Below are 23,340 nucleotides of genomic sequence, written 5' to 3' on the forward strand. Positions count from 1 at the left end.
CGGCGCATGAAGCGCGCTGCCTGCGGAGGACCGAAATGGTGTATACGTTTCGATGTTAAGACAATGCCGAGCGCGCCGACAAGCGGACTCGCCGTCACTCTGACGGCCCGGTAGCGCGAGAGGAGTTCCCGCATGCGAAGAATGACCCTCCAGGGCCTTGGCGTACTGGCGCTGCTGGCATCGCTGCTCTTGCCGTCCGGCGCGGCCGGGCAAGCCATCAAGGTGGTGGCTGCAGAGTTCCCGCCGCTGACGACCCAGGCGGGAGGGCAGCCGGGCGGCGTCGTGCTGGAGGTCGTCCGCGAGGCCTGCAGGCGGGCGGGCATTTCACCGGAGTTCAGTTTCCTGCCGTGGCAGCGGGCGCAACTGGAAACCCAGGCCAGGAACGACGTGCTGATCATTCCGTTCACCCGCACGCCCGGCCGGGAAGCCCAGTATCAATGGGTTGCACCGGTGCTGGAATTCCATACGGTCTTCGTGACCCTGGCCAGTCCGCCCGCTTCCATCGAAGAGGCGCGGGCGCTGGTCGTGGGCTATGTCCGCGGCACCAGTTTCAAGGACGAGGCGGACCATGCGGGGTTGCCGTATGTCGAGGAGACCGACGACGACCTGACGAATGCCCGGAAACTGAAGCTGGGACGCATCGGCGCCTGGATGACGACCGACCTGATGGCGCACGGTGTGTACCGGCAGGCCGGCTTCGACCCTGCCGAACTGAAGTACGGCCCCCGCCTGGGGCCGGTCAAGGTGTCCTGGGTCGCCGCGTCCCACGGTTTCCCGAAGGAGATCGCCAGGAGGATCGCCGACGCCATCGATCAGATGAGGGCGGACGGGTCCTACCAGGCGATCGTGAAGCGCTACCGGTGATCAGCGGCTACGCCGCGCTCGCGGCCCTGTAGCCGCGCGGTATCGCCCCCAGCAAGCGCTTCGTGTACTCCTGCTGCGGCTGCTCCAGGATCTGCGCGACGCTCGCCTGCTCGACGACCTCGCCGTCCTTCATCACCAGCACCTCGTCGGCCATGAAGCGCACTACCGCCAGGTCGTGGCTGATGAAGATGTAGGCGAGGCCCAGCTCGTCCTGCAGGTCCTTCAGCAGGTTCAGCACCTGCGCCTGCACCGACACGTCGAGCGCGCTGACCGCCTCGTCGAGCACCAGCACCTCCGGGTCCAGCGTCAGGCAGCGCGCGATCGCCACGCGCTGGCGCTGGCCGCCGGAGAACTCGTGCGGGTACTTGTGCATCGCGCTGTCGTCGAGCCCGACCTTGTCCAGCAGCGCCCGCGCGCGCTGCTCGCGCACTGCGCCGTCGGCCCCGATGCCGTGGATCGCCATCGGCTCGGTCAGCGTCTGCCCGATCGTGAAGCGCGGGTTCAGCGACGCATACGGGTTCTGGAACACCACCTGGATGCGCCGGCGCATCGGCAGCAGCTCGCGCCGGCTCAGCGCCAGCAGGTCCTGGCCGTCGAACATCACCTTGCCGCCGACCGGCCCGCCGTTCACCTCGTGCAGGCGCAGCAGCGTCAGCCCCATCGTCGTCTTGCCGGAGCCCGATTCGCCGACCACGCCCAGCGTGTGCCCGCGCCGCAGCGTGAAGCTCGCGCCCTTCACCGCCTGGAATTCCTTGCGGCCGAACACGCCGCTGCGCAGCCAGAAGCTCTTCGTCAGGTTGCTCGCATCGATCACGATCGGCGCCAATGCATCCTTCGGTGCCGGCGCCGCCGCCGCCGCGCGGCCGGCGATGTGGTCGTCGATCACCATCAGCCGCGCACCGCGCTGTTCCAGCGTCGGCCGGCAGGCCAGCAGCGCCTTCGTGTACGGGTCGTGCGGCGCGCTGAAGATGCCGGCCACCGGCCCCTGCTCGCGCACCGTGCCCTGGCGCATCACCACCACCTGGTCGGCAATCTCGCCGACCACGCCCAGGTCGTGCGTGATGAACAGCATGCTCATGCGGTGCTGCGTCTTCAGCTTCGCGAGCAGCTCCAGGATCTGGCGCTGGATCGTCACGTCGAGCGCCGTCGTCGGCTCGTCGGCGATCAGCAGCTTCGGCTCGCACGACAGCGCCATCGCGATCATCACGCGCTGCTGCTGTCCGCCCGACAGTTCATGCGGGTAGGCCGCCAGCCGCCGCTTCGGCTCCGGCAGCCCCACCTCGACCAGCAGCGCCTCGGCGCGCGCCAGCGCCTGCCGGCGCGTCAGGCCCAGGTGGCGCACCAGCGGCTCCACCAGCTGCTGCCCGACGGTGAACACCGGGTTCAGCGAGCTCATCGGGTCCTGGAACACGCAGGCGATGTCCTTGCCGCGCAGCGCCTGCAGCTCGGGCAGCGTCGCGGCCAGCAGGTCGCGGCCCAGGAAGCCGATCGCGCCCTGCCGCTCGGCATTGCTCGGCAGCAGGTTCAGGATCGACATCGCGGTCACGCTCTTGCCCGAGCCCGATTCACCGACCAGCGCCACCGTGGTGTTCTCCGGCACGTCGAAGCTCACGCCCACCGACTGCCCGTCGATCTCGCGGCCCACGGCCTGGGTCCGGTGCACCACCCCGCCCTCGTTGCCCACGCGGAACGACACGCGCAGGTCCTTGATCGTCAACAGGCTCATTCCAGTCCCCGCAGCTTCGGATCCAGCGCATCGCGCAACGCATCGGCGAACAGCGAGAACGCCGTCACGAACACCGCCATGAACGCGGTCGCCGCCACCAGCTGCCACCAGTAGCCGAGGATCAGCTCGCTCTGCGCCTCGGCCAGCATCGTGCCCCACGACACGTCGTCGACGCCGACGCCCAGCCCCAGGTACGACAGGATCACCTCGAACTTGATGAAGCCCACCACCAGCAGCGACATGCGCACCAGGATCACGTGGCTGATGTTCGGCAGGATGTGCCGGAACATGCGCGACGCCGCCGACGCACCGATCGCCTCGGCCGAGCGCACGTACTCGCGCACCGAGTGCTTCAGGAACTCGGCCCGCACCTGCCGGTACATGCCGGTCCAGCCGACCAGCGCGAGGATGATGGCCACGCTGCCGATGCCGCGCCCGAAGATCACCGCGAACGACAGGATCAGCAGGATGTCCGGGATCGACGTGAACACGCTGTACAGCCACTCGAGGAAGTCGCCCATCCTGCCGCCGAAGAAGCCGGCCAGCGCGCCCAGCAGCGTGCCGATCACGCTGGCCACGATGGCCGCGAGCAGGCCGACGAACACCGAGGTCTGCGTGCCCTTCAGCGCCTTGGTCAGCACGTCGCGCCCGATGCGGTCGCCGCCGAACGGCAGCGTCTCGCGCTTGACGCTGTCCTCGGTCTTGAACTTGGCGGCGCGCTCGTCCCACTCCTTGTAGCGCGGGGCCAGCGGGTCGACCGCCGAGAGGTCGACGTTCGGCCCCTTCGGCACCGGGATCGCGCTCTGCTCCACGGCGGCGGCCGGCCCCATGAAGGTGGGCGGCGCGTTCGGCACGCCCACTTCCTTCTGCCAGCCGCGCGCCAGCAGCCCGACCGAGCCCAGCAGCACCAGCAGCGCGAACGCCGCCACCACCACCATCGACACCATGCCGACGCGGTCCGCCCGCAGCCGCTTCCAGGCGGCCTGCCAGACGCCCATCGATTGCCGTGCAGGCAGCCCTGCAGGAGAAAGCACCGCGCTCATTTGAGGACCACCCGGGGATCGATCAGCTTGTAGAGGATGTCCGCGCCCAGGTTCACCAGCATCGTCAGCATCGCCAGGTAGACGGTGACGGCCTGGATCACCGGGTAGTCGCTGCGGTTCACCGCGAGGATGATCTCGCGGCCCAGGCCCGGGATCGAGAAGAACACCTCGATCAGGAACGAGCCGACGAACACGCCCGGCAGCGCCAGCGCGATGTTTGTCACGATCGGGATCATCGCGTTGCGCAGCACGTGCTTGAACAGCACCGTGCGCTCGGTCATGCCCTTGGCACGCGCGGTGCGCACGTAGTCGTGGCCGAGCTCGTCGAGGAAGAAGGTGCGGTACAGCCGCGTCTGCGGCGCGATACCCACCAGCAGCGCCAGCAGCACCGGCAGCGGCACGTAGGTCACGAGGTTGGTCCAGGTGCTGTCGCTCCAGCCCTGCACCGGGAACCAGCCGAGCTGGAAGCCGAACACGTACTGGCCGACGATGATGTAGACCAGGAACGAGACCGACAGCGCGATGGTGGAGATCACCATGATGCTGCGGTCGGCCAGCGAGCCGCGGCGGTAGGCCACCCACATCGCGATCGGCAGCGCGAGCAGCGTGTCGAGCGCGAGGATAGGCAGCATCACCGTCAGCGTGGCCGGCGCGCGGGTCGCGAAGATGTTGCTGACGGATTCCTGCGTGGCCCAGCTGTGGCCCCAGTCCAGCGTCACGATGCTGCGGAAGTAGATCAGCAGCTGCTGCCACACCGGCTTGTTCAGCCCGAGCTGCTCGCGGATCGCATCCACCTGCTGCGGGGTGGCGTTCAGGCCACCGAGGATTTCGGCGGGGTCGCCGCCGAAGTACTTGAAGAGGAAGAACACCAGCAGCACCACCCCGATCAAGGTCGGGATCATTTGCCACAGGCGCCGTATCAGGTAGGCCGCCATGTTGTCGTGAGCGTCTCGGGTCGAGAAAAGAGGACCGGCCCGCCCCGCCGGCCCGGGTCGGGGGGCGGCGCGTGCCGGAATCTGGGCAGGCGCGAGTCTAAGGCCCGGCCCGAAGCCCCCTGCCCCGCGTTTGCCCTCAGGAACTTCGCAGCGCACGCAACTTGCATGCCGGTGCGGAAAGTTCCGCGCGCAGGCCGGGGCAAGCCCGGAGGACACCCGCCCCGGGCAGGCCCTAGACTTCGCGCCTCCGGCATGCCGCCGCGCCACGAGCGCCGGCAGCGTGCCCTCCCACCAGGAGTCCGTGACCATGATCCGACGCGGTGCAGCCGGGCTGCTCGCCTTCTTCGCCCTCTGCTGTTCGGCAGCGCCACCGGCGCCCGCCGCGCAGCCCGCGGCGCCGCTGAAAGTGTTGAGGTATGCCTTCCCGGTCGCCGAGACCGGCTTCGACCCGGTGCAGCTGAGCGATCTCTATTCGCGCACCGTCACCGCCGGCATCTTCGAGACCCCGCTGACCTTCGACTACCTCGCGCGGCCGGTCCGCATGAAGCCGAACACCGCGGCGGCGCTGCCGGAGATCAGCGACGACTTCAAGACCTTCACGTTCCGCCTGAAGCCCGGCACGTACTTCCAGGACGACCCGGCCTTCAAGGGCCAGCGCCGCGAGCTGGTCGCGCAGGACTACGTCTACACGCTGAAGCGCCACTACGACCCGCAGTGGAAGAGCCCCAACCTGTACCTGCTCGAGAACGCGAAGCTGCTCGGGCTGTCGGAGTTGCGACAGCAGGTGATCGCTTCGAAGCAGCCGTTCCCGTACGACCGCGAGGTCGACGGCCTGCGCGCGCTCGACCGCTACACCTTCCAGGTCAGGCTGGCCGAGCCGTCGCCGCGCTTCCACCAGCAGATCATGACCGACGCCGGCGCCTTCGGCGCGATGGCGCGCGAGGTGGTGGAGTTGTACGGCACGGCGATCATGGCGCACCCGGTGGGCACCGGCCCGTTCCGGCTGGCCGACTGGCGCCGCAGCTCGCTGATCGTGCTGGAGCGCAACCCCGGCTACCGCGAACGGTTCTACGACGAGGAGGCGCCCGCCGACGACCCGCGTTCGCAGGCCATCGCGCGCGCGATGAAGGGCAAGCGCATCCCGATGCTCGACCGCGTCGAGATCTCGATCATCGAGGAGACGCAGCCGCGCTGGCTGAGCTTCCTGAACCGCCAGAGCGATTTCCTCGACCGGCTGCCGGCCGAGTTCTCGGGCATCGCGATCCCGCGCAACCGGATCGCGCCCAACCTCGCGAAGCAGGGCATCCAGATGGACCAGGCGCCGCTGGTCGATGCGGTGATCGCTGGCTTCTTCAACCACGAGAACCCGGTGGTCGGCGGCTACACGCCCGAGAAGGTGGCGCTGCGGCGCGCGATCTCGCTGGCCTACAACGCGCCGGCCGAGCTGCAGATCGCGCGCAAGAACCAGGCGATTCCGGCACAGACCGCGATCGCCCCCGCCGTGTACGGCTACGACCCGACGGTCAAGACCGAGATGAGCGACTACGACCCCGACCGGGCGCGCGCGCTGCTCGACACCTACGGGTATGTCGACCGCGACGGCGACGGCTGGCGCGACCTGCCCGACGGCAGCCCGCTCGTCATCGAGTACTCGACGCAGCCCGACCAACTGAGCCGCCAGCTCGTCGAGCTGTGGGACAAGAGCATGCGCGCGGTCAACATCCGCATGGTCTTCAGGACCGCGAAGTGGCCGGAGAACCTGAAGTCCTCGCGCGCCGGCAAGCTGATGATGTGGGGCGTGGCCTGGAGCGCGACGACGCCGGATGCCGACACCTTCCTCGCGCTCGCGTACGGCCCGAACAAGGGCGGCGCCAACCACTCGCGCTTCGACCTGCCGGCCTTCAATGCGCTGTTCGAGAAGCAGGGCCGGATGCCCGACGGCCCGGAGCGCGAGGCGGTGCTGCGCGACGCGAGCAAGCTGATGGTGGCCTACCTGCCGTACAAGATCAGCGCGCACCGCATCGCCACCGACCTGATGCACCCGTGGGTGCTGGGCTACCGCCGCAACCCGTTCGTCCGCGAGTTCTGGAAATTCCTCGACATCGACACCGCGCTCGAGCAAGCGCGCACTGCCAAATGATCCGACGCACTCTCCTGATCGCCGCTGCCGCGCTGGCGGCCGTGGCCGGCACGGCCGGCCACGCCGCCGCGCAACCGCAGGCCGCTTCGGCGCCGCCCACCGGCGCGCCGCTCGCGAAGACCTTCCGCTGGGCCTTCGTGGCCGCCGAGACCGGCTTCGATCCGGTGAAGATCAGCGACCTGTACTCGCGCTACGTCACTGTGCACCTGTTCGAAGCGCTGGTCCGCTACGACTACCTGGCCCGCCCGTTCAAGGTGCGGCCGGAGGCGGCGGCCGCGATGCCCGAGGTGTCGGAGGATTTCCGCACCTACACCTTCCGCATCCGCCCGGGCGTCTACTTCCAGGACGACCCTGCCTTCAAGGGCCAGCGTCGCGAACTGGTCGCGCAGGATTTCGCGTATGCGATCAAGCGCTTCTTCGACCCGGCCAACGCGAGCCCGTCCTACTCCGACATGAACGACCAGGGCTTCGTCGGCCTGGACGAGCTGCGCCAGCAGGCGATCGCGAAGAAGACGCCGTTCGACTACGACAAGCCGGTCGAAGGCCTGCGCGCGCTCGACCGCTACACGCTGCAGGTCAAGCTGAAGAGCCCGCGCCCGCGCCTGCTCTACACGCTGGCCGACAGCAGCCTGTACGGCGCGGTCGCGCGCGAGGTGGTGGAGCACTACGGCAGCGAGATCTCCGCGCACCCGGTGGGCACCGGGCCGTTCCGGCTCGCGTCATGGCGGCGCAGCTCGCAGATCGTGCTGGAGCGCAACCCCGGCTACCACGAAGCCTTCTACGATGCCGAGCCGAATGCCGACGACGCCGAGGGCCAGGCGCTGCTGCAGCGCTTCAAGGGCCGGCGGCTGCCGATGATCGACCGGGTCGAGTTGTCGATCATCGAGGAGAGCCAGCCGCGCTGGCTGGCCTTCCTGAACCGCGAGATCGACCTGATCTCGGTGCCGCTGGAGTTCGCGAACCAGGCCGCGCCGAACGGCAAGCTGGCGCCGAACCTGGCGAAACGCGGCATCAAGATGCAGCGCGTCGTCAACCCCGACCGCACGCTGTACTACTTCAACATGGAGGACCCGGTCGTCGGCGGCTACACGCCCGAGAAGGTCGCGCTGCGCCGCGCGATCCGGCTGGCCACCGACGTGCCGCGCGAGATCTCCGGCGTGCGCCGCGGCCAGGCGATCCCGGCGCAAAGCATGGTGGCGCCCGCCACCTTCGGCTACGACCCGAACTACAAGACCGAGAACAGCGACTACAACGTGCCGCGCGCGAAGGCGCTGCTCGACATGTACGGCTACGTCGACCGCAACGGCGACGGCTGGCGCGAGTTGCCCGACGGCAGCCCGCTGGTGATCCAGTACGCCACCTCGCCGGACAGCCTGTCGCGCCAGTTCGACGAGCTGTGGAAGAAGAACATGGACGCGGTCGGCCTGCGCATCGAGATCAAGCCCGCACAGTGGCCGGAGAACCTGAAGGCGGCGCGCGCCGGCCAGCTGATGGTCTGGCAGCTCGGCTACACCGCGTCGACGCCCGACGTGCAGGACGCGATGCAGTTGCTGTACGGCCCGGCCTCCGGCGGGCAGAACCTCGGGCGCTTCAAGAACGCGCGCTTCGACGAGATCTACGATCGCATGCAGAGCATCGGCGACGGCCCGGAGCGGCTGGCGCTGCTCGACGAGGCCAACCGCATCGCGACGGCGCTCGCGCCGCACAAGTACAACGTGCACCGCATCGTGACCGACCTGACGCAGCCGTGGGTGATCGGGTACCGGCGCCCGTTCTTCGTCAGCCGCTTCTGGCAATACCTGGACATTGACGACAGCCTGCGGGGCGCCCGCTGAACGGCGCGGCGCAGCAGGCATGACGCTGACGCGCCGCACCTGGCTTGCCGCCTCGGCGGCGCTGTCGTGCGGCGCACCGGGCCTGGCCGACGCCACCGGCGGCACGCTGCGGCTGGCCTTCAGCGTGGCCGAGACCGGCTTCGATCCGTGCCAGATCTCGGACGTCAATTCGGCGCAGGTGGCGAGCGCGATCTTCGAGCCACCGCTCACCTACGACTACCTCGCGCGCCCGGTGAAGCTGCGCCCGAACACCGCCGTCGCGCTGCCCGAGATCAGCGACGACTTCAAGACCTTCACGTTCCGCATCCGCCCGGGCATCTTCTTCGCCGACGACCCGGTCTTCGGCGGCAAGCCGCGCGAACTGGTGGCGCAGGACTACGTCTACAGCGTCAAGCGCTTCTACGACCCGCGCCTGAACTGCGAGAACATCTACGTGTTCGAGAACGCGAAGCTGCGCGACCTGACGGAGCTGCGCGCGCAGGCGCGCCGCAGCGGCAAGCCGTTCGACTACGACCGCGAGGTCGAGGGCATCCGCGCGCTCGACCGCTACACCCTGCGCATCCGGCTGGCCGAGCCGAACCCGCGCTTCCACCACTGGTTCACGCAGGGCGCGCTGGTCGGCGCAGTGGCGCGCGAGGTGGTCGAGCACTACGGCGCCGAGATCGCCGCGCACCCGGTGGGCACCGGCCCGTTCATGCTCGCGGCCTGGCGCCGCGGCTCGCGCATCGAGCTGGTGCGCAACCCGCGCTTTCGCGAGCTGCACTTCGAGGCCGAGCCGGCGCCCGGCGATGCGCCCGCGCAGGAGATCGCGCGCCAGCTGGCCGGCCGGCGCCTGCCGGTGGCCGAGCGCATCGAGGTCAGCGTGATCGTCGAGGCGCAGCCGCAGTGGCTCGCGTTCGTCAACGGCGCGCTCGACGTGCTGGCGCTGCCGGTGGAGTTCACGCCGATCGCGGCGCCCGGCAACCGCATCGCGCCGCACCTGGCGCGCCAGGGCGTGCGCCTTCAGCGCAGCGCGCAGGCCGACATGGCGCTGACCTACTTCAACATGGATGACCCGGTGGTCGGCGGCAACGCGCCGGACAAGGTCGCGCTGCGCCGCGCGATCTGCCTGGCCTACGACAACCGGCAGGATCTCGAGGACCTGCGCCACGGCCAGGGCATCCCGGCGCAGTCGGTGGTCGCGCCGTTCACTTCGGGCTATGAAGACGACTACCGCAGCACGATGAGCGAGACCAGCGTCGCGCGTGCGGCCGCGCTGCTCGACCTGTACGGGTATGTCGACCGCGACGGCGACGGCTGGCGCGAGGGGCCGGACGGCCGCCCGCTGGTGCTGCGGCTCGCGTCACGGCCGGACCAGCGGCAGCGCCAGTTCAACGAGCTGTGGCGCAAGTGCATGGCGGCGGTGGGGCTGCGCATCGCGTTCGACATCGCGAGCTGGCCCGAGCTGCTGAAGATGGGGCGCGCCGGCAAGCTGATGATGTGGGGCTTCAGCTGGGTGGCGGGCACGCCGGACGGCGGCTTCTTCCTCGGCATCGGCTACGGGCCGAACGCGAACGAATCGAACGATGCGCACTTCTCGCTGCCGGCCTACGATCGCCTGTTCGAACGGCAGAACGTGCTGCCCGACGGGCCGGAGCGCGCGGCGCTGATGCGCGAGGCGAAGAACATTCTGGTGGCGTACATGCCGTACAAGGCGCATGTGCACACCGTCGTCAGCGACGTGCTGCAGCGGCGCGTGATCGGGCACCTGAGGCATCCGTTCATGCGCGACACGTGGCAGTTCGTTGGTCTCGAGTGAGGCACGCATGGCAGTACCCAGACCGCAGATCTTGCGCTACACCGACTGGCTGGCCCGCGAGCGCGGGCTGCCCTTCGACGCGACCACGCACGAAGGCTACGACGCGCTGTGGCGCTGGTCCGTCACCGATCTCGACGCGTTCTGGCGTTCGATCTGGGACTTCTACGGGCTGCAGTCGCCGACGCCGTTCACGCAGGTGCTGGCCGACGACCGCATGCCGGGCGCGCGCTGGTTCGACGGCGCGCAGCTGAACTACGCGCAGCAGGTGTTCCGCCATGCCGACGCGGCGCATGCGGCCGGGCATCCGGCGATCGTTTTCCAGGACGAGCGGCTGCGCGACTGCGCGAGCCTGCTCGAGTGGAGCTGGCCGAAGCTGCGCCGCCAGGTGGCCTCGCTCGCGGCGCACTACCGGCAGCTGGGCGTGGTGCGCGGCGACCGCATCTGCGCCTTCATGCCGAACACGCCGCAGACGGTGGTCGCGTTCCTCGCGGCCGCCAGCCTCGGTGCGGTGTGGTCGGTCTGCTCGCCCGACATGGGGCCGGTCGCGGTGCTCGACCGCTTCCGCCAGATCGAGCCGACGCTGCTGGTCGGCTGCGACGGCTATGTGCACGGCGGTACCGCGCACGACCGGCTCGCGCTGCTGCAGAACCTCGTGAAGGAGCTGCCGACGCTGAAGCACGTGCTGCTGTGGCGCAACCTGGGTGACGCACTGCCGGCCGGCTGGCACGACTTCGACGGGCTGCTGTGCGGCGACGCGCCGCTGCAGGTCGACCCGCTGCCGTTCGATCACCCGCTGTGGATCGTCTACTCCAGCGGCACCACCGGGCTGCCGAAGGCGATCGTGCACGGCCACGGCGGCGTCGTGCTGGAGCACCTGAAGTTCATGGGCCTGCACAACGACCTGGGCCCGAGCGCCGAGGGCGGCGACCGCTTCCACTGGTACAGCGCGACCGGCTGGATCATGTGGAACTGCCAGATCGCCGGGCTGCTGAACGGCACGACGATCTGCCTGTACGACGGCAGCCCGGCCGGGCGCAGCGGGCAGCCCGACTGGAACACGCTGTGGCGCTTCGTCGCCGATGCGAAGGCGACCTTCTTCGGTGCCGGCGCCGCGTTCTTCGCGAGCTGCATGAAGGCCGGCATCGAGCCGGCGCGCCTGCCGGGGCTCGCGCGGCTGCGCGCGCTCGGCAGCACCGGCTCGCCGCTGTCGGCCGACGTGTACCGCTGGGCGGCTCAGCACCTGCCGCGCGTCGGCGACCGGCCGCTGTGGCTCACCTCGCTGTCGGGCGGCACCGATTTCGCCGGCGCTTTCGTGGCCGGCCTGCCGACGCTGCCGGTGGTCGAGGGCGAGATGCAGTGCCGCTGCCTGGGCGCCGCGGTCGAGGCCTGGAGCGAGCCCGACCCGGCGACCGGCCGCGGGCATGCGCTCGTCGACGAGGTCGGCGAACTGGTGTGCACGCGGCCGATGCCGTCGATGCCGCTGTACTTCTGGGGCGATGCGGACGGGCAGCGGTACCGCGACAGCTACTTCGACATGTACCCGGGTGGACATGGAAGACCTGCGGTCTGGCGCCACGGCGACTGGCTGCGCATCACGCCGCGCGGCGGCGCGATCATCTACGGCCGCAGCGACGCGACCATCAACCGCCACGGCATCCGCATGGGCACGGCCGAGCTGTACCGCGCCGTCGAGGCGCTGCCCGAGGTGCTGGACAGCCTGGTGGTCGACCTGGAGTACCTGGGCCGCGAGAGCTGGATGCCGCTGTTCGTCGTGCTGCGCGCGGGCCGCGTGCTCGACGAGGCGCTGGTCGCGCGGCTGAAGCAGGAGATCCGCAGCGCGCTGTCGGCGCGGCATGTGCCGAACGAGATCTTCCAGGTGGACGCGATCCCGCGCACGCTGTCGGGCAAGAAGATGGAGCTGCCGGTGAAGAAGCTGCTGATGGGCACGCCGGCCGAGCAGGTGTTCAAGCTGGATGCGATGGCGAATGCATCGAGCGTCGCGTGGTTCATCGAGTTCGCGCGCACCAGGAAGTAGCCCGGATGCCAATCCGGGGTTCGGCGCCGTCCCGGATTGGCATCCGGGCTACAGGGGAAGCTCGGTGAAGTAGCGGCCGCCGTGATAGATCAGCGGCTGCGCCCCTTCGCGCCGCTCGCAGCGCTCGACCTCGCCGACGAAGATCACGTGATCGCCCTCTTCGTACTGGCTGCGGTTGAAGCACTCGAACACCGCGGCCACGCCTTCGAGCACCGGCGCACCGCCGACGCCTTCGCGGAAGCGCAGCCCGGCGAAGCGGTCGATGTCCTTCGCGGCGAAGCGCTCGGCCAGCGGGCGCTGGTCGGCGGCAAGGATGTTGATCGCATAGTGCGAGCCGCGCGTGAACGCCGGCATCGACCCGGCGCGCCGCGACAGGCTCCACAGCACCAGCGGCGGCGACAGCGACACCGAGTTGAACGAATTGGCGGTCAGGCCGACCGGGTTGCCGTGCAGGTCGAGCGCGGTGACGATCGTGACGCCGGTGGCGAACATCCCGAGCGCAACGCGGAACTCCTGGGCCGAGAAACTGGGTGCCATGGGGCGCAGCATTGCATTCATGCCGGAATTGTGGAGGGCGGCGGCAGGCGCCGCCAACTCTCATTTGAGGGGGTCGGGCAGCTCCTACACTCGTGCAGCATGACACGATACCCGATGATTCGACGGGCGCTGCGGGGCGTCTGCGTGCTGCTCGCCTGGGGGCTGGCGCCAGCGGCGCAGGCCGAGGCGCCCTGCCCTGAGCTGGCCCGCCGCCTGCCGAACCTGAGCCCGGCGCTGTGCGAGCGTGCCGCGCTGAAGCCGTCCGGCGCCGCGTCGGTGAAGGGCGTGGCGCTGTACCAGCGCGACGTGCCGGCGCCACAACCGCTGCTGCTGCCTGACGACACGCCGCCGCCCGCGCCGCGCCGCGTGCTGGTGCTGGGCGGCATCCACGGCGACGAGCTGTCGTCGAGCGCGCTGGTCTTCCACTGGATCGCCCACGCCGGCGACACCGGCGCCGGCATGGACTGGCGGTTCGTTCCGGCGCTGAACCCCGACGGCCTGCTGCTGCCGAAGCCGACGCGCACCAATGCGCACGGCGTCGACCTGAACCGCAACTTCCCGACGCCGCACTGGGACCGCGACGCGCCGGTCTACTGGCTCAAGCGCACGAAGAAGGACCCGCGGCGCTGGCCCGGCCCGCGTGCGCTGTCGGAGCCCGAGGCCCGCTTCGTGACCGACACGATCGAGGCCTGGAAGCCCGACGTCATCGTCACCGTGCACGCGCCGTACGGCGTGCTCGATTTCGACGGCCCGAGCGTGCCGCCGCAGCGGCTCGGGCGGCTCTACCTCGACCGCGTCGGCATCTTCCCCGGCTCGCTCGGCCACTACGGCGGCGTGCACAAGGGCGTGCCGGTGGTGACGATCGAGCTGCCGAGCGCGATCCGCACGCCGACCGATGCCGAGATGCGGCAGATGTGGCTCGACCTGCTGCGCTGGCTGGACGAACGGCTCGCGCTGCGGGAACATCGGTAGGCACACCTCACACACCATGACCTCGCTCGCCCGCCACCTGTACGCCAGCGCCCACAACAACGCCTGGGCCAACCACCGCCTGCTGCAGGCCTGCGGGCGGCTGACGCAGGACGAGTTCACGGCGCCGCGCACCGGCTTCTTCCCGTCGATCCGCGCGACGCTGAACCACAACCTGACGGTCGACGACTACTACCTCGACGCGATCGAGCGCAGCCTGCGCGGCGACCCGCCCCACCCCGACCCGGGGTCGTTCTTCGACCCCGAGGAGCCGTGCGCGACCTGCGCCGAACTGGTGGCCGCGCAGCAGCGCATGGACCAGCGCCTGCTCGYCGTCGCCCACGCGCTGCTGGCCGATGGCACGCTGCTGGAGCGCGTGATCCAGGTGCCGCGCACGCAGCGCATCGACCGCGAACCGCTGCACCGCCTGCTGGCCCACCTCTACCAGCACCAGGTGCACCACCGCGGCCAGGCGCATTCGATGCTGTCGGGCACGTCGGTCGCGCCGCCGCAGCTCGACGAGTTCTTCTGCGTCAACGACCTGCCGTTGCGAGCGGACGATTTCCGTGCCCTAGGCGTGACAGAAGCCGCGATCTGGCATGGCTGAGCGGGAATAGCCGCCCGTCGCCCCGCGTAGACCTCAGGTGAGCGTTCCCAGCACCTTCCGCCAGCAGCTCCTCGGCACGATCCCGCGGCTGCGGCGCTATGCGCGCTCGCTGCTGATCGATGCCGCGGCGGCCGACGACCTGGTGCAGACGGCGCTGGAGCGCGCGCTGTCGCACTGGCACCAGTTCGACCAGCAGCGCGACATCCTGGTGTGGGTCATCAGCATCGCGCACAACGCCCACATGGACACGCTGCGCCGCAGCGGACGGCTGTCGATCATGGATCCGCACGAGCTGCAGACCGAGCAGGACCTGCGCGGCAGCGACCCCGGCGCCGATGTCGGCCTGCGCATGGACCTGGTCGCCGCGCTGCAGCGCCTGCCCGTCGAGCAGCGCGAGCCGCTGCTGCTGGTGACGGTCGAGGAACTGTCGTACGCCGAATGCGCCGAGGTGCTGCGCATCCCGATCGGCACCGTGATGTCGCGCATCTCGCGCGGGCGCGCCGCGCTGCGCGCGCTGCTCGACGGCCGCGCCCCGGTGGCGTCGGTGCAGCCGCTGCGGCGCGTGGTCTGAACTGGATGTCGATGATGGCCGCCCCCCTCTTCTCCTCCCCCGACGAACGCGACGACACGCTGAGCGCGTGGCTCGACGGCGAACTGCCGCCCGAGCGCCGCGCCGAGGTCGATGCCTGGCTGCTGGCCAACCCCGAAGAAGCGGCGCGCGTGCGGCTGTGGGCCGCCGACCGCGATGCGCTGCGCGCCCGCCTGGCCCCCGCGGAGGCTGAGCCGGTGCCGGAGCGGCTGCAGCAACTCGTGTGGCAGCACGCGCCCGAGGCGGCAGCGCCGTGGTGGCAGGGCCGCGGCCAGTGGGCGGCGGCGCTCGCGATCTTCGCGCTCGGCGGCTTGATCGGCGCCGGCGCGATGTGGCGGGTGCAGCCGGCGCGCGCAGTCGTGGCCCAGGCACCGGCCGGCGGCTGGGTGCAGCGCGCGGCGTTGGCCCACAGCGTCTACGTGCCGGAGCAGCGCCACCCGGTCGAGGTGGCGGTGGCCGGCAAGACGGCCGAGGAAAGCCGCGCCCAGGAGGAGCACCTGTCGCGCTGGCTGACGCGGCGCCTGAACGTGCCGGTCAAGCTGTTCGACCTGCGCGAGCAGGGCTACGAGCTGGTCGGCGGGCGGCTGCTGCCCGACGGCGCCGGGGCCGGGCCCGGTGCGCAGCTGATGTACCAGGCCACCGGCGGCACGGCCCGCGTCACCGTCTACCTGCGCAAGCCCGATGAGGCCGCACCGGCCGCGTTCCGCTTCGAGCGCGACGGCGACGTGAACCTCTTCTACTGGGTCGAGGCCGGCACCGGCTACGCGCTGGCCGGCAGCCTGCCGCGCGAGCAGCTGCTGGCGCTGGCCGAGGCGATCTACCGGCAGCAGCCGCTGCCCGCTTCCGCACCGAAGTGACTCCCTAGAATCGGGCCCATGTCCGATTCCGCTTCCGTGCAGCCCGCGCTGCCGTCCTCCCGGGCGGCCGTCGCCTTCCGGCTGCTGGTCGTCAGCGTGCTCGGCTTCGCGTCCGGCCTGCCGCTCGCGCTGACCGGCCAGGCGATGCAGGCCTGGCTCAGCGTCGAGGGCATCGACATGGCGACCATCGGCTTCCTCAGCCTGGTCGGCCTGCCCTACACCTTCAAGTTCCTGTGGGCGCCGCTGATGGACCGCTTCGAGCTGCCCTGGCTCGGCCGGCGCCGCGGCTGGCTGGTGCTGACGCAGCTGGCGCTGGCCGGCGCGCTGCTGCTGATGGCCACCACCTCGCCCGGCAGCGCGACGCGCAGCTTCGCGCTGCTGGCGGTGCTGGTCGCCTTCGTGTCGGCCTCGCAGGACGTGGTCGTCGACGCCTACCGCACCGACCTGCTGCCCGCCCGCGAGCGCGGCCTGGGCTCGTCGCTCTACGTGCTCGGCTACCGGCTCGCGATGATCCTGTCGGGCGGCGTCGCGCTGATCTGGGTCGATCCGACACAGGGCGGCGGCTGGTCCTGGCCCGACGTCTACCGCGTGATGGCCGGGCTGATGGTCGGCGCCGCGGTGCTGTCGGCGGTCGCGCTGCCGCGGCTGCCGCTGACGCTGCGGCCGTCGTCGGTCGCGCGGCAGGACGTGATCGGCTTCGGCGCGGTGCTGTGCGCGGTCGCGCTCGGCTTCGTGCTGAGCGAGCGCTTCGGGCCGCCGATCGCCGCGGCCGTGCTGTCGCCCTGGTGGGCCGGCAGCAGCCTGCCGGCCGCGCTGCAGCAGCGCTGGACCGAGCTGCTCGCGCTGCTGCTGGGCATCGCGTTCACGCTGCCGCTGGCCGCGTGGGCGGCGCGCGCGGCGCGCTTCGAGACGCTGCTCGGCGGGCTGCGCAGCTACTTCGTGCAGCCGGGCGCCGGCGCCTTCCTCGCGTTCATCGTGCTCTACAAGCTGGGCGATGCGTTCGCCGGCTCGCTGATGACGCCGTTCCTGCTGAAGGCGATGCAGTTCGGCCCGGCCGAGGTCGGCGTCGCGAACAAGCTGATCGGCCTGTGGCTGACGATCGGCGGCGCGCTGCTCGGCGGCGCGCTGATGCTCAAGCTCGGGCTGTGGCGCGCGCTGCTGCTGTTCGGCGTGCTGCAGATGCTCAGCAACCTCGGCTTCTGGTGGCTCGCCGGCCACGGCCACGGGCTGCTGCCGGGGGTCACGATCCCGGCCTTCGACTGGACCATCGTCTGGCTGAAGCAGGCGACGCCGGTCGACGGCGGGCTGCTGATGGTGATCGCGCTCGAGAACATCACCGGCGGCATGGGCACGACCGCGTTCGTCGCGTTCCTGATGAGCCTGTGCAACCAGCGCTTCACCGCGACGCAGTACGCGCTGCTGAGCGCGTTCGCGTCGGTCGGCCGCGTCTGGGTCGGCCCGGTGGCCGGCGTCACCGCCGAGACCATCGGCTGGCCGACCTTCTTCCTGCTGTCCACCGTGCTCGCGCTGCCGGCCTTGCTGATGCTCGTGTGGCTGCGCGCGCCGGTGCAGGCGCTCGAGGTCGATCCGACACAGCTTCCCGTCGATGATTGAGTCCGGGAACCGCAACCCCATCTGCCAGTCTGAACCTGCCATGAACCACGACGCCGACCTCCCCCTGATCACCTGCGGCTGCGCCTTCCATGCCCGCCGCCGCTTCGCCGCGACGCTGGCCGCCGCCGGCGCGACGCTGGCCGTGCCGGCCTGGGCGCGCGACGGCGTCGACGTGGGCGGCGAATCGCGCTTCACGAAGCTGGTGTCGGCCGACCAGATCGAGCAGGCTGCCGCGCAGCAATACGCGCAGCTGAAGCAGCAGGCCGCGCAGCAGCGCGCGCTCGGCCCCGACAGCCACCCGCAGGTGGTGCGGCTGCGCGCGATCTCGCAGCGCATCATCCCGTTCAGTTCCGAGTGGAACGAGCGGGCGAACCGCTGGAAATGGGAGGTCATCCTGATCGGCTCGAAGCAGGTCAACGCGTTCTGCATGCCCGGCGGCAAGATCGCGTTCTACACCGGCATCCTCGAGCAGCTGCAGCTGACCGACGACGAGGTCGCGATGGTGATGGGCCACGAGGTCGCGCACGCGTTGCGCGAACACGCCCGCGAACGCATGGGCAAGAACCTGGCGACGCAAGGGGCGATCGGGCTCGGCGCCGCGATCCTCGGGCTCGGCAGCATCGGCCGCTCGGTGGCCGACATGGGCGGCCAGCTGCTGACGCTGAAGTTCGGTCGCGAGGACGAATCCGAGGCCGACCTCGTCGGCATGGAACTGGCCGCGCGCGCCGGCTACGACCCGCGGGCCGGCGTCAGCCTGTGGAACAAGATGGCGCAGGCCAGCAAGGGTGCGCCGCCGCAGTTCCTGTCGACCCACCCGTCGGGGCCGACCCGCATCCGCGACATCGAGGCCAACCTGCCGCGCGTCGAGGGGCTGTATGCGAAGGCCGCGAAGCCGGCGCAGCGCTTCGAGCCGCCCGCCAAGAAACAACCCTAGATCGCCAGCGGATCCACGTCCAGCGCCCAGCGCAGCACGCCCTTGTGCTCGCTGCGCAGCGACGGCAGGCTCGCCACCCAGGCGCTCAGCACCCGCTGCAGCACCCCGCGCGACGGCCCCTCCATCAGCATCTGCATGCGCTCGACGTTCGCGACGCGGGCGATGCTGGTCGGCACCGGCGGGTAGATCAGCAGCTGGTCGGCGCCTTCGAACCGGTTCGCGAGGTCGGCCGCCGCCTGCAGGAAATCGCGCGCCGCCTGCGCGGTGCGCGCCTCGGCCCGCAGCAGCGCGAGGTGCGTGAACGGCGGCAGCCCCGCCATCTCGCGCTCCTTCAGCTGCTGCGCCGCGAAGGCCGCGTAGTCGTGCGTGCGCAGCGCCTGGTACAGCGCATGCTGCGGGTGCCAGGTCTGCACCCACATCTCGCTCGCGCCCGATTGCGCCGCATCGCGCCCGGCCCGCCCTGCCGCCTGCATCAGCAGCGAGAACACCCGCTCCGGCGCCCGGAAATCGCTGCTGAACAGCGCGCTGTCGGGGTCGACCGCCGCCACCAGCGTGATGCGCCGGAAATCGTGCCCCTTGGCCACCATCTGCGTGCCGACCAGCACGTCGACGTTGCCGTCGTGCACCGCCGACAGTTGCGCCTCGAGCGATCCCTTCAGCTTCGTCGAGTCGGCATCGATGCGCACGATGCGCGCGCCGGGCAAGGCCTGCGCGAGCTGCTCCTCGAGCCGCTCGGTGCCGCGGCCCATCGGCGCGATGTCGAGGTTGCCGCAATCGGGGCAGGCGCGCGGCACCGGCTGCGTCAGGCTGCAGTGGTGGCAGCGCAGCGTGCGGTCGACGCGATGGAACACGCGGAAGGCGCTGCAGTTCGGGCAGCCGCTCTTCCAGCCGCATTCGCCGCAGTGCAGCACCGGCGCATAGCCGCGCCGGTTCAGGAACAGCATGCTCTGCTCGCCGCGCTCGAGCCGCTTGCCGAGCGCCGCCACCAGCTGCGGCGACAGCGCGGTGCTGATGCCCTTGATCTTGGGCAGCAGGTTCATGTCGACCAGCCGCACCGCCGGCAGCGTGCCGCCGCCGATGCGCTGGCCCATCGTCAGCCGCACGTAGCGGCCCTGGTCGGCGCGCTGCCAGCTCTCGATCGACGGCGTGGCCGAGCCGAGCACCACGCAGGCGCCTTCGAGCTTGCCGCGGTACACCGCGAGGTCGCGCGCCGAATAGCGCGCGCCTTCCTGCTGCTTGTAGGACGGGTCGTGCTCCTCGTCGACGACGATCAGCCCGAGGCGCGGCAGCGGCGCGAACACCGCGAGCCGCGTGCCCAGCACCAGGTCGGCCAGCCCGAGGTGCGCCGCGAGCCAGTGCTTGAGCCGCTGCGCCGGTGTCAGGCCGCTGTGCAGCGAGACGATGCGCCGCGGCACCGGCCCGCTGCCGAAGCGCTCGGCGAAGCGGGCCTCGAGCTGCGGCGTCAGGTTGATCTCGGGCACCAGCACCAGCACCTGCTGGCCGGCGGCGAGCGCCCGCTCCGCGGCACGCAGGTAGACCTCGGTCTTGCCGCTGCCGGTCAGGCCGTGCAACAGCACGACCGGCGCCGCGCCCGGCGTGTGCAGCACCTGCAGCTGCTCGAGCACCGCGGCCTGGTCGGCGTTCAGCTCGGGCGCGGCCGGCGCGGCGGCCGCCGGCGCGGGTTCCGCGGCCATCGCCTTGCGCAGGCGCGCGACGCGGTTCGCGAGCTGGTCGTTGTCGAGCTTGCGCAACTCGGGCGGCAGCACCGCCAGCGCCATCTCGCCGACGCTGCGCTGGTAGTACGCCGCCGCGAAGCCGACCAGCTCGCACCAGCGGGTGCTCAGCGGCGGCAAGGCGTCCAGCACCTGCGCGATCGGCTTCAGCGCCAGCGTCGGCTCGCTGCTCGCCTCGCCCGGCCAGACGATGCCGGGCACCTCGCGCCGGCCCAGCGGCACGCGCACCAACGTCCCCGGCGAGAGCGGGCGCTCGCTTGTGTAGTCGAGTGTGCCCTGCAATCCGCTGTGCTGCGGGGTCTCGACCGCCACCGGCAAGGCGGTGGCCAGCTCGGCGGCCAGCGGGGGCGAGTTATCGGTCAAAGCTAGAGGGCCCCTCAGAAAATCCGTCTAAGTCGCTGATACACAAAGCGTTTTGGAGCTTTCCCCGCGTTCTGTGGATAACTTTGTGGGAAACCTGCAGAGAGCTGCGCTAAGTTCTTGATCTGCTTGGCCTCCGCTTGCGTTGCTCACTTTAGCGGCAGTTTTCAGACCCAATGAAATCAACGACTTAGCGCGTGCACCACGATCTGGCAGTCGCCTTCGTTGACGCAAGAGCGGCCATTCGTCACATTCAGCGTTTTGGGGATAAGTCAAGCACTGTGCAAACGTACCTGGGGAAATCACTCCCCCCAGAAGACCGGGGCTTTGTAACCGCGATTCAGCGCCGCGAGGCCTCGTGCACCGCGTCGACCAGCACCGACACGTGCTCCGGCGGCGTGTGCTGGCTGATGCCGTGGCCCAGGTTGAAGATGTGGCCGGTGCGGTCGCTGCCATAGCTCTGCAGCGTGCGCTCCACCTCGGCGCGGATCTGCGTCGGCGGCGCGAACAGCACGTTCGGGTCGAGGTTGCCCTGCAGCGCGACGCGGCCGCCGATGCGCTGGCGCGCCTGGCCGAGGTTGACGGTCCAGTCGAGGCCGACCACGTCGGCGCCGCTGCCGGCGATCTCCTCGAGCCACGGGCCGCCGCCCTTCGTGAACACGATGTGCGGGATGCGCTGGCCGTCGTGCTCCTTCTTCAGCTGGCTGAGCACGCGCTGCGTGTAGGCCAGGCTGAAGGCCTGGAACGCGCCGTCGGCCAGCACGCCGCCCCAGCTGTCGAAAATCATCACCGCCTGCGCGCCGGCCTCGATCTGCGTGTTCAGGTACAGCGCGACCGCATCGGCATTGATCGAGAGCATGCGGTGCATCAGGTCGGGGCGGCTGTACAGCATCGTCTTCACGAGGCGGTAGTCGTCGGAGCCGGCGCCCTCCACCATGTAGCAGGCGAGCGTCCACGGGCTGCCCGAGAAGCCGATCAGCGGCACGCGGCCGTTCAGCGCGCGGCGGATCGACGTGACCGCGTCGAACACGTAGCGCAGCTTGTCCATGTCGGGCACGGCCAGCTGGTCGACGGCGGCCTCGTCGCGCACCGGCGAGGCGAACTTCGGCCCCTCGCCGAGCGCGAAGCTCAGGCCCAGACCCATCGCGTCCGGGATGGTCAGGATATCGCTGAACAGGATGGCTGCATCCAGCGCATAGCGTTCGAGCGGCTGCAGCGTGACCTCGGTGGCGTAGTCGGTGTTGGTGGCGAGGCCCATGAAGCTGCCGGCCTTGGCGCGCGTGGCGCGGTACTCCGGCAGGTAGCGGCCGGCCTGGCGCATCAGCCAGACGGGCGTGTGGTCGGTGGGCTGGCGCAGGCACGCGCGCAGGAAGGTGTCGTTCTGGAGGGCGGCGTACATCGGCGAATTATCGCGCCCATAATTTGCGGTCCAACGACGGAGGTCCCCATGCTCGCATCGAATGTCCTGCAGACGGTCGGCAACACGCCGCACATCCGCATCAACCGCCTGTTCGGCGGCACGCACCAGGTCTATGTGAAGAGCGAGCGCTCCAACCCGGGCGGCTCCATCAAGGACCGCATCGCGCTCGCGATGGTCGAGGCGGCCGAGGCGAGCGGCGCGCTGAAGCCGGGCAGCACGATCATCGAGCCGACCTCGGGCAACACTGGCGTGGGCCTCGCGATGGTCGCCGCGGTGAAGGGCTACAAGCTGGTGCTGGTGATGCCCGAGAGCATGAGCGTCGAGCGCCGCCGCCTGATCCTGGCCTATGGCGCGACCTTCGTGCTGACGCCGCGCGAGAAGGGCATGAACGGCTCGATCGCGCGCGCCAACGAGCTGGTGGCCGAGACGCCCGGCGCCTGGATGCCGCAGCAGTTCGACAACCCGGCCAACATCGACATCCACGTGCGCACCACCGCCGAGGAGATCGCCGCCGATTTCCCGAGCGGCATCGACGCGCTGATCACCGGCGTGGGCACCGGCGGCCACATCACCGGCTGCGCGAAGGTGCTGAAGGCGCGCTGGCCGAAGCTGAAGGTGTTCGCGGTCGAGCCGACGCTGTCGCCGGTGATCAGCGGCGGCAAGCCGGGCCCGCACCCGATCCAGGGCATCGGTGCCGGCTTCATCCCGAAGAACCTGCACGTCGACCTGCTGGACGGCGTGATCCAGGTCGACCCCGAGGCCGCGAAGGAGATGGCCCGCCGCGCCGCCCGCGAGGAAGGCCTGCTGGTGGGCATCTCGTCGGGCGCGACGCTGGCCGCGATCGCGCAGAAGCTGCCCGAGCTGGCGGCCGGCGCGACGGTGCTCGGCTTCAACTACGACACCGGCGAGCGCTACCTGTCGATCGAAGGCTTCCTGCCGACCGAATGAAGCCGCGCATCCTGATCGTCGAGGACGAACCCGGCATCGCCGACACGCTGCAGTACGCGCTGCGCACCGACGGCTTCGAGCCGGCCTGGGTCGCGACCGGTGAAGAGGCGGTCGCGCAGGTGCAGGCCCAGCCACCGGCATTGGTGATCCTCGATGTCGGCCTGCCCGACGCGAGCGGCTTCGAGGTGTTCAAGCGCATCCGCGCGCTGGCCGACGTGCCGGTGGTGTTCCTGACCGCGCGCAGCGATGAGATCGACCGCGTGGTCGGGCTCGAGCTGGGCGCGGACGACTACGTCGCCAAGCCCTTCTCGCCGCGCGAGCTGGTGGCGCGCATCCGCACGGTGCTGCGCCGCGCGGCGAAGCCGGCGGCGGCTGCCCCGGCCGCGGCCGCCGCAC

At 70.4% G+C, this 23,340-nt stretch carries 19 protein-coding genes; 13 read left to right on the top strand and 6 right to left on the bottom strand.

Features of this window, described 5'->3' with window-relative positions; genetic code table 11:
- The first annotated feature begins 132 nt into the window (after positions 1-132).
- Positions 133-864, top strand: coding sequence for a substrate-binding periplasmic protein (locus tag AC1DXV_RS02160; protein WP_477865424.1), 732 nt, complete (start codon positions 133-135; stop codon positions 862-864).
- A gap of 7 nt (positions 865-871) precedes the next feature.
- Here AC1DXV_RS02160 and AC1DXV_RS02165 read toward each other — a convergent pair whose 3' ends face one another.
- From AC1DXV_RS02165 to AC1DXV_RS02175, 3 genes are read right to left on the bottom strand one after another with little or no spacing between them, the layout of a single operon-like run.
- On the bottom strand, positions 872-2,590 hold the full coding sequence (locus tag AC1DXV_RS02165; protein ID WP_477865423.1) for an ABC transporter ATP-binding protein: 1,719 nt from the start codon (positions 2,588-2,590) through the stop codon (positions 872-874).
- Positions 2,587-3,633 carry an ABC transporter permease gene (locus tag AC1DXV_RS02170; protein WP_047501633.1) on the bottom strand — a complete coding sequence of 349 codons (1,047 nt, stop codon included), beginning with the start codon at positions 3,631-3,633 and terminating at the stop codon, positions 2,587-2,589. Before AC1DXV_RS02170 ends, AC1DXV_RS02165 begins: the two co-directional genes overlap by 4 nt.
- A complete protein-coding gene (locus tag AC1DXV_RS02175; protein WP_477865422.1) occupies positions 3,630-4,568 on the bottom strand; it encodes an ABC transporter permease in 939 nt (312 codons plus the stop codon). Before AC1DXV_RS02175 ends, AC1DXV_RS02170 begins: the two co-directional genes overlap by 4 nt.
- Positions 4,569-4,875: 307 nt before the next feature.
- Between AC1DXV_RS02175 and AC1DXV_RS02180 the strand changes: the two genes are divergently transcribed.
- From AC1DXV_RS02180 to AC1DXV_RS02195, 4 genes are read left to right on the top strand one after another with little or no spacing between them, the layout of a single operon-like run.
- On the top strand, positions 4,876-6,708 hold the full coding sequence (locus AC1DXV_RS02180; protein WP_477932257.1) for an ABC transporter substrate-binding protein: 1,833 nt from the start codon (positions 4,876-4,878) through the stop codon (positions 6,706-6,708).
- On the top strand, positions 6,705-8,543 hold the full coding sequence (locus AC1DXV_RS02185) for an ABC transporter substrate-binding protein (protein ID WP_477932259.1): 1,839 nt from the start codon (positions 6,705-6,707) through the stop codon (positions 8,541-8,543). The genes AC1DXV_RS02180 and AC1DXV_RS02185 overlap by 4 nt, the downstream gene beginning before the upstream one ends.
- Positions 8,544-8,562: 19 nt before the next feature.
- Complete coding sequence (locus AC1DXV_RS02190) at positions 8,563-10,341, top strand: ABC transporter substrate-binding protein (RefSeq protein WP_477932261.1); 1,779 nt, start codon at positions 8,563-8,565, stop codon at positions 10,339-10,341.
- 7 nt (positions 10,342-10,348) lie between these two features.
- Positions 10,349-12,376, top strand: a complete 2,028-nt coding sequence (locus tag AC1DXV_RS02195) for an acetoacetate--CoA ligase (RefSeq protein ID WP_477868109.1) — start codon at positions 10,349-10,351, stop codon at positions 12,374-12,376.
- Between the two features lie 48 nt (positions 12,377-12,424).
- On the opposite strand, the gene AC1DXV_RS02200 is transcribed toward AC1DXV_RS02195, so the two are convergent.
- Positions 12,425-12,913 carry a flavin reductase family protein gene (locus AC1DXV_RS02200; RefSeq protein ID WP_477932263.1) on the bottom strand — a complete coding sequence of 163 codons (489 nt, stop codon included), beginning with the start codon at positions 12,911-12,913 and terminating at the stop codon, positions 12,425-12,427.
- A 114-nt stretch (positions 12,914-13,027) separates the two neighbouring features.
- Between AC1DXV_RS02200 and AC1DXV_RS02205 the strand changes: the two genes are divergently transcribed.
- The 6 genes from AC1DXV_RS02205 to AC1DXV_RS02230 are packed head-to-tail and all read left to right on the top strand — an operon-like array spanning position 13,028 to position 18,483.
- Entirely contained in the window at positions 13,028-13,885 is an 858-nt protein-coding gene (locus AC1DXV_RS02205) for a M14 family zinc carboxypeptidase (RefSeq protein WP_477868105.1), read from the top strand.
- Positions 13,886-13,901: 16 nt separating this feature from the next.
- A complete protein-coding gene (locus AC1DXV_RS02210) occupies positions 13,902-14,489 on the top strand; it encodes a DinB family protein (RefSeq protein ID WP_477932265.1) in 588 nt (195 codons plus the stop codon).
- 37 nt (positions 14,490-14,526) lie between these two features.
- A complete protein-coding gene (locus AC1DXV_RS02215) occupies positions 14,527-15,060 on the top strand; it encodes a sigma-70 family RNA polymerase sigma factor (RefSeq protein WP_477868101.1) in 534 nt (177 codons plus the stop codon).
- Positions 15,061-15,074: 14 nt separating this feature from the next.
- On the top strand, positions 15,075-15,935 hold the full coding sequence (locus AC1DXV_RS02220) for an anti-sigma factor family protein (protein ID WP_477932267.1): 861 nt from the start codon (positions 15,075-15,077) through the stop codon (positions 15,933-15,935).
- A gap of 18 nt (positions 15,936-15,953) precedes the next feature.
- Entirely contained in the window at positions 15,954-17,549 is a 1,596-nt protein-coding gene (locus tag AC1DXV_RS02225; RefSeq protein WP_477866950.1) for an AmpG family muropeptide MFS transporter, read from the top strand.
- Positions 17,550-17,589: 40 nt separating this feature from the next.
- Positions 17,590-18,483, top strand: a complete 894-nt coding sequence (locus AC1DXV_RS02230; RefSeq protein WP_477866952.1) for a M48 family metallopeptidase — start codon at positions 17,590-17,592, stop codon at positions 18,481-18,483.
- Here AC1DXV_RS02230 and AC1DXV_RS02235 read toward each other — a convergent pair.
- Positions 18,480-20,546: a primosomal protein N' gene (locus AC1DXV_RS02235; RefSeq protein WP_477866958.1), complete on the bottom strand. Its 2,067-nt coding sequence runs from the start codon at positions 20,544-20,546 to the stop codon at positions 18,480-18,482. The two genes, AC1DXV_RS02230 and AC1DXV_RS02235, sit on opposite strands and share 4 nt — an antisense overlap.
- A 370-nt stretch (positions 20,547-20,916) precedes the next feature.
- Positions 20,917-21,975: a uroporphyrinogen decarboxylase gene (gene hemE / locus AC1DXV_RS02240; protein ID WP_477866954.1), complete on the bottom strand. Its 1,059-nt coding sequence runs from the start codon at positions 21,973-21,975 to the stop codon at positions 20,917-20,919.
- 48 nt (positions 21,976-22,023) lie between these two features.
- Between hemE and cysK the strand changes: the two genes are divergently transcribed.
- Both cysK and AC1DXV_RS02250 read left to right on the top strand, forming a co-directional pair.
- A complete protein-coding gene (gene cysK / locus AC1DXV_RS02245; RefSeq protein ID WP_047501615.1) occupies positions 22,024-22,944 on the top strand; it encodes a cysteine synthase A in 921 nt (306 codons plus the stop codon).
- On the top strand, positions 22,941-23,340 hold a 400-nt coding region (locus AC1DXV_RS02250; protein WP_477932269.1), incomplete at its 3' end, for a response regulator. The genes cysK and AC1DXV_RS02250, both read left to right, overlap by 4 nt.

The organism is Rhizobacter sp. P3_C12 (assembly GCF_056402735.1).

Bases quoted from the DNA above. Each gene is read 5' to 3' on its own strand.
- AC1DXV_RS02220 (WP_477932267.1), top strand. From the start codon at position 15,075: ATGGCCGCCCCCCTCTTCTCCTCCCCCGACGAACGCGACGACACGCTG.
- AC1DXV_RS02205 (WP_477868105.1), top strand. From the start codon at position 13,028: ATGATTCGACGGGCGCTGCGGGGCGTCTGCGTGCTGCTCGCCTGGGGG.
- AC1DXV_RS02175 (WP_477865422.1), bottom strand. From the start codon at position 4,568: ATGGCGGCCTACCTGATACGGCGCCTGTGGCAAATGATCCCGACCTTG.
- AC1DXV_RS02200 (WP_477932263.1), bottom strand. From the start codon at position 12,913: ATGGCACCCAGTTTCTCGGCCCAGGAGTTCCGCGTTGCGCTCGGGATG.
- cysK (WP_047501615.1), top strand. From the start codon at position 22,024: ATGCTCGCATCGAATGTCCTGCAGACGGTCGGCAACACGCCGCACATC.
- AC1DXV_RS02230 (WP_477866952.1), top strand. From the start codon at position 17,590: ATGAACCACGACGCCGACCTCCCCCTGATCACCTGCGGCTGCGCCTTC.
- AC1DXV_RS02170 (WP_047501633.1), bottom strand. From the start codon at position 3,633: ATGAGCGCGGTGCTTTCTCCTGCAGGGCTGCCTGCACGGCAATCGATG.
- AC1DXV_RS02160 (WP_477865424.1), top strand. From the start codon at position 133: ATGCGAAGAATGACCCTCCAGGGCCTTGGCGTACTGGCGCTGCTGGCA.
- AC1DXV_RS02195 (WP_477868109.1), top strand. From the start codon at position 10,349: ATGGCAGTACCCAGACCGCAGATCTTGCGCTACACCGACTGGCTGGCC.
- AC1DXV_RS02185 (WP_477932259.1), top strand. From the start codon at position 6,705: ATGATCCGACGCACTCTCCTGATCGCCGCTGCCGCGCTGGCGGCCGTG.
- AC1DXV_RS02190 (WP_477932261.1), top strand. From the start codon at position 8,563: ATGACGCTGACGCGCCGCACCTGGCTTGCCGCCTCGGCGGCGCTGTCG.
- hemE (WP_477866954.1), bottom strand. From the start codon at position 21,975: ATGTACGCCGCCCTCCAGAACGACACCTTCCTGCGCGCGTGCCTGCGC.
- AC1DXV_RS02180 (WP_477932257.1), top strand. From the start codon at position 4,876: ATGATCCGACGCGGTGCAGCCGGGCTGCTCGCCTTCTTCGCCCTCTGC.
- AC1DXV_RS02225 (WP_477866950.1), top strand. From the start codon at position 15,954: ATGTCCGATTCCGCTTCCGTGCAGCCCGCGCTGCCGTCCTCCCGGGCG.
- AC1DXV_RS02165 (WP_477865423.1), bottom strand. From the start codon at position 2,590: ATGAGCCTGTTGACGATCAAGGACCTGCGCGTGTCGTTCCGCGTGGGC.